Origin of the sequence: Pseudomonas sp. HS6 (assembly GCF_023375815.1) — a bacterium.
Classification (GTDB): Bacteria; Pseudomonadota; Gammaproteobacteria; order Pseudomonadales; family Pseudomonadaceae; genus Aquipseudomonas.
The window spans coordinates 1,426,465-1,437,606 of sequence record NZ_CP067412.1 but is presented as its reverse complement, the minus strand read 5'-3'; the positions used below and the strand labels follow the sequence as shown (position 1 = coordinate 1,437,606).

General features: G+C 60.2%; 9 protein-coding genes. 1 reads left to right on the top strand and 8 read right to left on the bottom strand.

Annotation, left to right across the window (positions count from 1 at the left end; translation table 11 throughout):
- Positions 1-423: 423 nt before the first annotated feature.
- From JJN09_RS06500 to JJN09_RS06480, 5 genes are all read right to left on the bottom strand, one after another.
- Complete coding sequence (locus tag JJN09_RS06500; RefSeq protein ID WP_249486345.1) at positions 424-1,377, bottom strand: D-2-hydroxyacid dehydrogenase family protein; 954 nt, start codon at positions 1,375-1,377, stop codon at positions 424-426.
- A gap of 13 nt (positions 1,378-1,390) precedes the next feature.
- Complete coding sequence (locus JJN09_RS06495; protein ID WP_249486344.1) at positions 1,391-2,416, bottom strand: alpha/beta fold hydrolase; 1,026 nt, start codon at positions 2,414-2,416, stop codon at positions 1,391-1,393.
- An 85-nt stretch (positions 2,417-2,501) separates the two neighbouring features.
- Positions 2,502-2,936 carry a YqaA family protein gene (locus tag JJN09_RS06490; protein WP_249486343.1) on the bottom strand — a complete coding sequence of 145 codons (435 nt, stop codon included), beginning with the start codon at positions 2,934-2,936 and terminating at the stop codon, positions 2,502-2,504.
- On the bottom strand, positions 2,936-3,382 hold the full coding sequence (locus JJN09_RS06485; RefSeq protein WP_096820280.1) for a DUF411 domain-containing protein: 447 nt from the start codon (positions 3,380-3,382) through the stop codon (positions 2,936-2,938). The genes JJN09_RS06490 and JJN09_RS06485 overlap by 1 nt, the downstream gene beginning before the upstream one ends.
- A gap of 172 nt (positions 3,383-3,554) precedes the next feature.
- Positions 3,555-5,546 (bottom strand): methyl-accepting chemotaxis protein, encoded by a 1,992-nt coding sequence (locus JJN09_RS06480; protein ID WP_249486342.1) that lies wholly within the window; start codon positions 5,544-5,546, stop codon positions 3,555-3,557.
- Between the two features lie 380 nt (positions 5,547-5,926).
- Between JJN09_RS06480 and JJN09_RS06475 the strand changes: the two genes are divergently transcribed.
- Entirely contained in the window at positions 5,927-6,460 is a 534-nt protein-coding gene (locus JJN09_RS06475; RefSeq protein WP_249486341.1) for a hypothetical protein, read from the top strand.
- 38 nt (positions 6,461-6,498) lie between these two features.
- Here the strand turns inward: JJN09_RS06475 and JJN09_RS06470 are convergent, their stop codons facing one another.
- Genes JJN09_RS06470 through JJN09_RS06460 form a run of 3 tightly spaced genes read right to left on the bottom strand, consistent with a single transcriptional unit; the run spans position 6,499 to position 11,142 of the window.
- Positions 6,499-7,419, bottom strand: coding sequence for a GNAT family N-acetyltransferase (locus tag JJN09_RS06470; protein ID WP_249486340.1), 921 nt, complete (start codon positions 7,417-7,419; stop codon positions 6,499-6,501).
- Entirely contained in the window at positions 7,419-8,708 is a 1,290-nt protein-coding gene (locus JJN09_RS06465; RefSeq protein ID WP_249486339.1) for a phenylacetate--CoA ligase family protein, read from the bottom strand. Before JJN09_RS06465 ends, JJN09_RS06470 begins: the two co-directional genes overlap by 1 nt.
- Complete coding sequence (locus tag JJN09_RS06460) at positions 8,692-11,142, bottom strand: aldehyde dehydrogenase family protein (protein WP_249486338.1); 2,451 nt, start codon at positions 11,140-11,142, stop codon at positions 8,692-8,694. Before JJN09_RS06460 ends, JJN09_RS06465 begins: the two co-directional genes overlap by 17 nt.

Sequence of the window (11,142 nt, the reverse complement as noted above, 5' to 3'; positions counted from 1 at the left end):
TACCCAACACGCGCAAGCAGAATGGGTGAAGAGGCCGTTGCAAGGAATGAACCAGTCGCTTTGGCCCTGTCTTTCAGATGACCCGTCGCGATCAGCAAAAGTTTCGACAAAATTTCCGCTTTGTGACCGGCCGGTTTCGCCCCGCGAAAACCAGTCTAGGCCAGATCCTAGAGCGGGCCACGGCAATCGGACGAATTGTTCGACAATCTGTTGCAGGCTCACGAAATCCGTGGCTTTGGGAGGAGGTGCGCCCCGACGAAGTGCATGTTTCGCAGGGGTGATGATGCAAAGTGGTGACCGGCGGGTCACGATTTCGGGCGCCGGCAAAGTGCGAGCGCACTGTTGCGGTGCAGACAGTTGTGTTGGCGTGCGGTCAACGGGTGCTGCTTCGCGGGCAGGGACTGCCCGCGAATCGGACGAAAGTCAGTTCAGCAGACGAAGCGGTTCTCCAGCCGACCAGGCCTGAATGTCCTCGATCATCTGCGAAAAGAACTGCTGATAGTTCTGTCGGCTGACATATCCGACATGAGGCGTGGCCAGCACGTTGTCTAGCGTGCGAAACGGATGTAGCGCCGGCAACGGCTCCTCATCGAATACATCCAGGGCTGCCCCGGCGATGCGTTGTTTCTGCAATGCCTTGATCAGCGCGGCTTCGTCGATGATCGGCCCGCGTGCCGTGTTGACCAGCAGGGCGGTCGGTTTCATCCAGTCCAGCGCTTGGGCATCGACCAGCCCACGGCTGCGGTCGCTGAGCACCAGATGCACCGACAGCACGTCGGCCTGCTCGAACAACTGCTGCTTGCTGACATGGGTCACGCCGGCCTGCTCGGCGCGTTCGGCGGTCAGGTTTTCGCTCCAGGCAATTACCCGCATGCCGAACACCTGACCGAATTGCGCCACCCGTTGACCGATGCTGCCAAGGCCAAGAATACCGAGGGTCTTGCCGTGCAGGTCGCCGCCCAGACCCTGTTGCCATTGCCCTGCGCGCAGGGCGTTGGCCTCGTTCACCAGATTTCGGGTGGCGGCCATGATCAGCGCCCAGGTCAGTTCCGGTGCGGCATGTTTATAACTGTCGGTGCCACAGACCTTGATTCCGAGCCGGGCAGCGGCTGGCATGTCCAGCGCCGCGTTGCGCATGCCGCCGGTGACCAGCAGCTTCAGATTCGGCAAGAGCTTGAGAAGGTCTCCATCGAAGCGTGTGCGTTCGCGCATCACGCAAATCACCTCGAACCGGCCCAGTCGTTCGGCCAGTGTGGCGTTGTCCGCCGGGTATTCATGGACGAAGGTCACTTCCCCCAGACTGTTCAGCACCGACCAGTCGACCACGTCCCGCGCCACGTCCTGCCAGTCATCGATCACTGCAATCTGCACCGCCATCAGCCTTGACTCCTCAACGAACGGGATAGGTTTTATTCAGCCAGCCGAGCAGCGCCTGGTGGAACTGCGCCGGTTCTTCCATCTGCGGGGCGTGGCCCAGGCCGGGGAATTCCACCAGCGTGGATTGCGGAATCAGTTTGGCGACCTGCTTGCCCAGCACGTCGTAATGGCCGATTTTCGCTTTCACCTCGGGCGGCGCAATGTCCTTGCCGATGGCGGTGGTGTCGGAGGTGCCGATCAGCAACAGGGTCGGCATCTTCAGGTCCTTGAACTCGTAGTACACCGGCTGGGTGAAGATCATGTCGTAGATCAGCGCCGAGTTCCATGCGACCTGAGTCTTGCCCGGGCCGTTGCTCAGGCCGGCGAGCATGTCGACCCAGCGGTCGAATTCGGGTTTCCAGCGACCGTCGTAATAGGTGCTGCGTTCATAGTCGCGGATGCCCTGGGCGGTAACTTTCAATTCGCGCTGATACCACTGGTCAACGCTGCGATACGGTACGCCGAGGGCTTTCCAGTCTTCGAGGCCGATAGGGTTGACCAGCGCCAGTTGCTCGACCTGATCCGGGTATTGCAGGGCGTAGCGGGTGGCCAGCATGCCGCCGGTGGAGTGGCCGAGCAGGGTGGCTTTCTGGATGCCCAGCGCCTTGAGCAATTGCTGGGTGTTGGCCGCCAGTTGCTGGAAGGTGTACTGGTAGTGATCGGGTTTGCTGGAGGTGCAGAAACCGATCTGATCGGGGGCGACCACCCGGTAACCTGCCTCACTCAGGGCCTGGATCGAACTGTCCCAGGTGGCGCCGCAGAAATTCTTGCCGTGCATCAGCACCACGGTGCGTCCGTTGGCCTTGCCGTGGGCGGCGACGTCCATGTAGCCCATCTGCAGAGACTGGCCCTGGGACTGAAAGGCAAAGTGCTTGAGGGTGTAGGGATAATCGAAACCTTGCAGTTCCGGGCCGTATTGCGGGCCTTCGGCGTGAGCCAGCAGGGGCAGGGCAGCGGTCAGCAACAAGCCGGGCAGCCAGCGGGTCAGCGACACAGACATAGGACAACTCCACAAGAAATCGGCCGATGCTGGAACGGCCGGATTAGGGCGACGTTAAACACAGGCAATGCCCGCGTCTGAACGTTCAACCGAGCCAGCCCAGCGTGAGCATCGCCAGCACCCCATAGCGGGTGCCTTTGGCCAGGGTGACGATCAACAGGAATCGCCCAAGCGGTTCGCGCATGACCCCGGCGACCAGCGTCAGGGGATCACCGATGACCGGCAGCCAACTGAGCAACAGCGACCAGTGTCCATAACGTTGATAGTGAGCGCGGGCGCGGTCCATGTGTTTCGGGCTGACCGGAAACCAGCGTCGCCCCTGAAACCGCTCCAGTCCTCGTCCCAGCCACCAGTTGACCAGCGAACCGAGGACATTCCCCAGCGTCGCCACCGCCAACAGTTCCCAAAGCCAATAACGATCACTGACCAGCAACCCGACCAGTACGGCTTCCGATTGCAGTGGCAGCAGTGTGGCCGCGCCAAACGCGGCGAAGAACAGCCCGAGATAACCCGCTGTCATCAATGGGCCGGGTAATCAGCCACCACCACATCAGCCCCATCCTTTTTGAGGCCGATGACTTGATAGGCATCGCTCATGCCGTCCATTTCCATGCCCGGCGAACCCATCGGCATCCCCGGAGCGGCCACGCCGAGCAGGTCGTCACGCTTGCTCAGGGCCAGCACCTGTTCGGCGGGCACATGACCTTCGACGAATTTGCCGTTGATGATCGCCGTGTGGCAGGACGCCAGACGAGGCGGTACGCCGTGTTGTTGCTTGAAGCTGCTCATGTCGGCTTCAACGTGATCCTCGACCTTGAAACCGTTGGCTTCCAGGTGGCTGATCCATTTCTTGCAGCAGCCGCAGTTGGCGTCGCGGTGGACTTCGATCGGAATGAGGTCGGCGGCTTGCGCCAGCGAGGAGATAAACAGCGCGCTCAGGGCGGCCAGACGCAGGTGGTTTCGCATGGAGGGCTCTCGGCTCGGGTGACGATCAAAAAAGAACGCATTTTGACCGGATTTTCCTGCCCGGCATCAACGGAGTGTTTCCAAGTGATACAAGGCGGGCTGCCAGCATGATCGTAGATCAAGGCTGACAGCCTGCTGAGCGAGAGATGACAGATTTGTCAGGTAAACAAGCTCATCGCACCTTGAACCGGCCCATGATCGCACTGACCTGGCTGTTGGCTTCCAGCAGTTGTCGGGTGTTCAGCTCGCTGGCCTGACCGCTTTGCACCAGTTCATCGACCATGTGGCGGATTTGCACCATGCTGCGGTTGATCTCTTCGGTGACGGCGCTTTGCTGTTCGGCGGCGGTGGCGATCTGGGTGCTGAGGCTGTTGATATGGCTGACCGAGCCGGCCATCTCGTCGAGGCCGCTGTTGACTCGCGCTGTGGCGTCGGCGGCCGATTGGCAACTGGCCTGGGTGTTTTCCATGGCACTGACTGACGAGCTCACGCCCTGGGTCAGGCGGGTCAACATTTCGTTGATTTCCGAGGTGCTGGCCTGGGTGCGGGCGGCGAGGGCACGCACTTCGTCGGCCACCACCGCAAAGCCGCGGCCTTGCTCACCGGCGCGGGCCGCTTCGATGGCAGCGTTGAGCGCCAACAGGTTGGTCTGGCCGGCAATCGCGCCAATCACCCCGAGAATCTCGGTGATGCGTTGAGCGTCCTGCTGCATGCTTTCGACCTTGTGCGTGGCGCTGGCCACTTCGTCGATCAGCGCGACGACACTGTTTGAGGCTTCGCCGACCACGACCCGCGAGCGATCGGCATTTTCGTTGGCGCGCTGGGTGAAGGCAGCGGTTTCAGCGGCGTTCTGCGCGACGCTTTCAGCGGTCGAACTCATTTCGTTGATCGCGGTGACGGTCTGGTCGGTTTCCGAGGCGTGGCGTAGCAGGATCTGACTGGTGTGCGCCGAGGTGCGTTGCAGGTTATCGAGGCTGGAAGCCATGGCGCCGGTGGCCTGGGTGACTTCACCGATCATGTTTTGCAGGTAGGCGATGAAGGTGTTGACCGAGTGACCGATCGCGCCGAGTTCGTCTTCGGCGCGAATGGTGATGCGTCGGGTCAGGTCGGCATCGCCGCTGGACAGCAAATCGATGTTGGCTTTCAAGGCCTTCATGCGCTGGATCAGTTGGCGAATCGCATAGACCTGCCAGAGCACCAGCAGGATCACCAGTGGGATCTGCAACAGGCTCAGGGTGCTGAGCACGTCATCACGTTGCGCGGTGAGCATTTTGGTCGGCAGTGCAGTGGCGAGGAACCAGGGCGTGCCTTCGATCGGGCGCATGAAGAAGGTGCTGGCTACACCGTTGTTGTCGAATTCGACACGCTGGGCCTGATCACGTTGTTGCAAGCCAGCCTTTACCTGACTCGCGAAAGGTGAACTGCCGGCCAGCTCGCTGATGTTTTTCAGCACGATCGGGCCATTGATGCGCGAACTGTTGCTGATGATCTTGCCGTCGGCCTCGACGATCAGCATTTCGGCGCTGAGGTCTTTTTCCTTGCGCGCTACCAGGTCGTTGAAGAAGCCCAGTGTGACGTCGATGGTCGAGACGCCCCAGGTCGTGCCGTTTTTCTGGATGGCCATGGCGCAGTTGGTGCGCGGCTCGGCGCTGGCATCGTCTTTATAAGCAGCGGCCCAGGCACATTGACCGCGCGGGGTCTGCAAGCCGCCCTTGTACCAGCTCTGGTCGTAATAGTTGGGGGCTGCGTCGCTGTTCCAGAAGGTGTTCACAGCGAGTTTGCCGGAGCTGTCGCGGTGCCAGAAGGTGCTGAACTTGTTGCGTCCCGCCTCACGCTGACCGGGCAGTGGCCAGATACCGCCGCCAAATACTTTCAACTCGCCGTACTGGTCCACCAGCCCCGGCAGCACCGTATCGATAGCGGCGCTGTCGAGCAGCGGGATGGTCTGAGTGATGCTGCGTTGCTGGGACTGAACTTTGTTCAGTTCGCCCTGGATCTGCTCGGCGACCTCGGCGATGCGGTTGAGCACCACTTGCTCTTCGGTATGGCGCAGTTTCGGCGCGACCAGTTGGCTGATGCCCACGACCGTCAGGACCGACAGCAACAGAATGAAAAGAACCAGAAACAGCGTGTAGCGAGCCTGAATGGTACGGAATGCGGGCATGGAGACCGGTCCTTGAGCAGCGTTTCTTATTAGGGGCGAGGAGTAAAACAGTAGGGGTATCCCTTACGTATCGTCGCGCTGCGAGGAAGCTTTAGGTACTCACGTGCTAAAAAGTTTTTAAATGCTGATCGGTAAGTAACAGATTCGACACATGCGAACTAACCAGCCCGTTCGTTAGACTAAAAACCCGATTTTATCCGGCTGGGACAGGAGGCTCTGGCTCAACGTCTGCGGGGCTTTAGTGCTTTGTATCGAGAATGTACGAAATTTGTAAAAAAGTGAAAAACAGATTGGTGCCATCAGTTTGCCGGCCGATACTCCGGGCAACTCAAGACGTTCCACAAGGATATTTCCATGTTCTTTTCGCAAGGAGCACGCTCATGACCGTTGGTTATACCGGCGCGTGGCAGCCCAAGGCAGGTTTGCTGGTTCGAGATACAGGGAGCTCGGGCAAACCGGTTTCTCAAAGCGTGAAGGTCAAGCAGATGCTGGCCCTGGTCGGCAACGACCCCACCGTTCTCAATACGGCGGAAATGGACAAGCAGCGTTTGCACAAGAACATCAAGGGGTTCGATCCGGAAAACGTCTCTGCCAAGCAGTTGGGCAAACTGTCTGACTTCCTGCGCAGTCGGGGCCTTATTTCCGAAGTGACGTCGATGACACTGCTCAATGCCGGTGACAAGTTCGACCGTTTCGGCGTTCAGAAAGACCCGGATGCCAGGTTCAATGCGCTGGAGTATTTCGCCACGCAACTGGACACCATCCAGAACAACAATCTGAAAGGCAACAAGTACGCCAACGGGCTGATTCCCGAGTACAAGAAAGCCATTTACGTTCTTCAGAACCTGAAGACCTACGGGCAGGGTGGTGATCGTTCGCTGCCGACGGACAAAGGTGTCAGCGCCAAGGCTTGACCTCGCAACGACAAGCCCCCGATAAGGGGGCTTGAGCGTTATTGCGCTCCGCGAGCGATCTGCAGTTGCAGGTCGTCATGCAGCCGCTGCATCTGCGGGCAGATCAGCTTCAACACCGGTGGCTTTGCGCCGCGATGAAACAGCGCCAGCCAGCCCGCGCCTCTCTCATCCGGTACCAGCCCGGTGAACACGAATCCCGCCGCCGTCAACAAGTACGACGCGTCTTCAAAACTCTTCGCCAGCCTGAGCCTGATTGAAATAAGCCAATGCGCCGGCAGTGCTTGCAACTGCTTCAACAAGCCGCCATCGAGCTCTTTGAAAGTGCCTTCATACCGGTTCGATTGTTGTTCGAGCTGCACCGGTTCGCCCACCCAGGGCGCGGCTTTGTCCTGTGTTCCGAACACGCTGCACATCTGCATCATGAAATCCCGGCAGCTTTCGGGCCACGCCAGGGTCGGGAGCGGACGTCGGTTATCGTCGATGGGTGTGTAACCGATAATCAGCGACTCCCGCGCCGAGTCGTTGAAAGGAGAGGGTACATAGTCGGGCAGCCATCCGACATTCTGAAAGCCGAGGCTGGCGGCCATGCGTTGTGTGTAGGGATGGCCGGTGACCTGTTTGATCGTCACGCCCCGGTATCCCAGCGCTTGCGCATGAATCAACAGCTGCCGTCCCAGGCGAGTGGCAATGTTCTGACCACGGTTTTCCGGGGCAACCACGCTCAACGCCAGCTCGGCGATGTGCGATCCCCTGGCATGAATCAAGGTCGCGTGTCCCAGCGTTTGATCTTCTGCGACGGCGACCAAAGAGTGCCAGTGACCCAGCGCATGGTTGCGATCGATCATGCAGGGCAGATAGACGTGAGGCTGAGCGTAAAGATCGCCGTAGATTTTTCTGAACAAATTGCTAACGGCAGGAGCGTCGCTGCTGCGGAAGCTTCGCAGGGTGACTGTTTCCATCAGCGATGTTCCATGGGCGGGGTGTCGTAGGCGCGCAGATCCAGCACGCGCTGGCGTTTGCCGGAGCGCGGGTGGCATGACAGGTCCTGAACCGTGCAGCAGTGAATCTCCATATCCAGCAAGTGATCGGCATTCAGTTGTTTGATCAACGGGTAATGTTCAATCAGCGCGCTGTGCAGTCTTCGGTCTGTGTCAAATGGAGTGGATTGCACAGCGTCCGGAGCCCATTTCAGACGCAGGACATCCTTGGTCCCGACCTGCTCGATCACCAGTTGCCAATCGTCACTGCCGGTGATGCGTTGCACCGTGTTGCCAATTTCATCGGGCAGCAGCGTCAGGATTCCCACCCTGACTCGCTGGCTGTCGGCGCTGCGGCCCATCAACGCGAATTTGCGCATGGGCGTTCGGTCGAGTTCCCGCCAGCAGGCGCGGTCGCCGACCGGGTAGCGAATCAACGGCATCAGTCGCCGGGTGAAATTGGTCATGACCAGGCGTCCTGTGCGATCGCATTCCTCGATCACCTCACCGGTCTGTTCATCAAGGATTTCCAGCACGCTGTGGCCCCGCGTCATCCGGTGTTCACCCAAGGCGCAGTCGGGATGACTGGCGCCGATGAAACCTGCATCGACACTGGCGTATCCCATCGAGGCGACGCGTACATTGGGGAAGACCCGGCCGAGCAATTGCAACTGCGCCGGAAACAGGCTTTCACCGCCGTAGAGCAGGCGTTCGACGCACCCCAGCCTGCGCCCCTGGCGTTCCAGCCACGCAGCGAAGGTCAATAAATGCGCAGGTAAACCTGCCAGTACATTGATCCGATGCCGGGAAATCGCATCGGTCAGGACGGCCGAATCGACATGGCCGGTGAAAGGGAACTCCACAACGCCCGGCTGAACGTGGGCCAGAGCATCGTGAGTGAAGATGAAACTGGCATACAGATCGCCGACAAAAAACAGGTTGGCGACCCGATCGCCCTTGTTCAAATGCACGTTGAGACTGCGACCGAAATCCTCGACCAGCGTTTGCCATTCGCCGCGTTCGAAGACCGACAGTTTGCCATCACGGGTGGTCCCTCCGGTTTTGAAAACCATCGCGTTGCCCAGGCCTGCGGTCAGCACCGGCCAGCGGTCGAGGTCCTGGCTGCCTTTCCAGTAGTGCGCGGGGTCAATCACCGGCAATTCGCTCAGGGACGTCACCTGCTCGGCTACGTCGGCAAAGTGGCTGGCGTAAAAGCGTGAATGCTGGCGTGCAAAAGCCACCAGATCCTGCAGTTCAATTCTTGGGTTCATCGTGTGCTCCTTGCAAATCGGAGGAGGGGCGGATTCCTCGGTTATCGATCAGCAGCGGCGTCTTGCCGCTGTGTTTGTTTCGGGTGAACCGATCGATGGCGCAGACCTGTGCGTCCACTGTCAGCAGCCCGGCCTGCACAAGAGTTGCCAGCGTCGGGTAACCCAGCAGTCGTTGGCGCACTTCGTGGGGTTGGAGCAGGCTTCGGAATTTCATGCGCTCCAGTCCGTCGGGGGCATGCTCGAGGATCACCTGGAACTCGGTCTGCAGGTGCTGCGCCAGTTCCGAGAGGCAGATGAAATCGGTGCCGATGCGCACCAGCCTGCCGTGGCGCTGAAGCAGTTCGAAACGCGGCGTCTGCAAACCACAGCCACACCGTCCGGGTACCCAGCGGCCGCTGTCGCCGACGTCGTAACGCTGAACGTCCTGACCTTCCCGCGCGATAGAGGTGAACACCAGGCGACCGGTTTCGTTATCACCGACAGGGCGATCGGCTTCGAATGCGACAATTTCCAAGTGCTGGATATCGCTCAACAGATGAAACACGCCATCGTGGGTGGCTGAGCACGCATGACCGAGCGGGCCGGCGTCGACGCTGCCGTAGACCGCCGAGCGGATCAGGCTGACGCCGCAGTCTTGCAGCAACTGGCGGCTCTGTTCGCCGAGATGCTCACCGCCGAGGAATACCTTTTCGACCCCGCCATAGGCGCGCAGACGGGTTTGTTCGTTGAGGAACAAGCGGTGCAGGGTGCTCGGCATGCCGATCAGCGTGCTTACCCGCTGATCAACGATCAATTGCGCAATTTCCCGGTAGTTATCATCGGCGGGTGCGCCCATCGGCAAGTGGGTGACGTCCAGTTGCTCAAGCACTTTGGCGAAACTGAAAAAACCGCCATACAAACCGCCACTGAAAAACAGGTTCATCACCCGGTCTTTAACTGGATCAAGACCGGATGCAAACAGACCATCGGCCGTCGCGCACATCTGTTGGCGAAAGTCCCGATAGCTGAAGCCTGACAACGCCGGCACGCCGCTGCTGCCGCCGGATCGGAAATACAGCTGGGCCGCAGGATTGATCGGACGTGTGACGAAGTCTTCCTTGCTCATGATCGGCAGGTCGGCCACGCGGGGCCGAGGTGGCGGGCCGTTGAGCGTCGCCTGGGTGGTCAGTTGTGTCGGCGACAGACTGACCGAGACTCGCCGGCTCAAGCGTTGCAGGGCATAGACGCCGTCGTGAGGTTCGCCGTTGTAGCCATCGTGAATGGCTAGCATCGGCGCAATCCGGGTGACGCCGGCGGTGATCAGTCGCTGTGAAAGCTCTGCAATCTGCTGTTCCGGGCAGATCAGGGCGCAGCTTTGCAGGAGGTTTCGCCATGGCAACAAGGTCTCGATCACCCGCGTGCGGGGCAGTGGCTTGAGCAGCAGGCTGCGAAACAGCGGCGAAGGTTTCAAGTGTTGGTCATGGGTCCAGATCACCCGCCAGCCGGGTGCTGTCCAGACCTCGCCAGCCACCTCGGCGAAACTGTGTGCAAGCCTGGCCATGGCCGTGTCGGTGGTGATTTGCGAGGCTTCCTGAAGGGTGGGCTGTAAGGGCGGCCATTGCCCGGCACGGCGTTCGAATGACTCGGCCAGGCGTTCACCGATCTCGCGCAGCACGGCTTCGTCGTCGCTGTCCACCAGCAACCATTGCGGGCTGGAACAGGCTTGCTGATCGAGTCGACAGACTTCATCCGCCACGGCATCCAGCGCTTGCGGCGAGGCGGCGTCCGGAGTCAGATAGACGAAGCTGATGCGGTGCCCCCAATCGATCCAGCGGCACCCGGCGGGGATCTGCTGACGAATCGCTTGCAGTGCCGATTCGCCACCCCAGGCAGAGACACCGTCGGCCCATTGGCACAACTGGCCGATTTGCGCGGTGGTCGCCGGAACGACAGCGACATGTCCCGCGAGTTGGCCGCTGGGGTCGCATTGCGTCAGCGCATTGAGCAATTGCGCAGTCAGCCCGTGGTCGCTGCTGCTGGGGCGTAGCCAGTTGACGTTACCGGCCAGCAGACTCTCGATCACCGCGCAGAACGCCAACAGTGTCGCGTTGCCGGGGGTGATATGAACCACCAGGCCCAGCGGACTCCAGCGCTCGAAACGTGGTTGGCGAAAGTCGAAGCGACGCAGTGCAGAGGGTTGATCGCCCAGCTCCCGTTCGAGCTTGCGCCGCAGCCCTTGAGGCTGACAGAACGCAATCAACGACTGGCGTTGTTCTGCATCGAGCGGCAGGGCCGGACTGAAATCGCCTAACCGGCGGGCGAACGCGGCCGCCGCATGAATAACCGTCTCGCTTTGCAGAGGCGAATTCAGACGTTGTGGCAGCACGTGACGCAGTTGATTCAGCGCGGTATCGAGGTTGAGGTCATCGTGAAGTTGTCCATTGATCAGGTACAT

Excerpts from the sequence above, each read along its gene's own strand:
- JJN09_RS06495 (WP_249486344.1), bottom strand. The coding sequence starts at position 2,416 with ATGTCTGTGTCGCTGACCCGCTGGCTGCCCGGCTTGTTGCTGACCGCT.
- JJN09_RS06490 (WP_249486343.1), bottom strand. The coding sequence starts at position 2,936 with ATGACAGCGGGTTATCTCGGGCTGTTCTTCGCCGCGTTTGGCGCGGCC.
- JJN09_RS06485 (WP_096820280.1), bottom strand. The coding sequence starts at position 3,382 with ATGCGAAACCACCTGCGTCTGGCCGCCCTGAGCGCGCTGTTTATCTCC.
- JJN09_RS06465 (WP_249486339.1), bottom strand. The coding sequence starts at position 8,708 with ATGAACCCAAGAATTGAACTGCAGGATCTGGTGGCTTTTGCACGCCAG.
- JJN09_RS06460 (WP_249486338.1), bottom strand. The coding sequence starts at position 11,142 with ATGTACCTGATCAATGGACAACTTCACGATGACCTCAACCTCGATACC.
- JJN09_RS06470 (WP_249486340.1), bottom strand. The coding sequence starts at position 7,419 with ATGGAAACAGTCACCCTGCGAAGCTTCCGCAGCAGCGACGCTCCTGCC.
- JJN09_RS06480 (WP_249486342.1), bottom strand. The coding sequence starts at position 5,546 with ATGCCCGCATTCCGTACCATTCAGGCTCGCTACACGCTGTTTCTGGTT.
- JJN09_RS06475 (WP_249486341.1), top strand. The coding sequence starts at position 5,927 with ATGACCGTTGGTTATACCGGCGCGTGGCAGCCCAAGGCAGGTTTGCTG.
- JJN09_RS06500 (WP_249486345.1), bottom strand. The coding sequence starts at position 1,377 with ATGGCGGTGCAGATTGCAGTGATCGATGACTGGCAGGACGTGGCGCGG.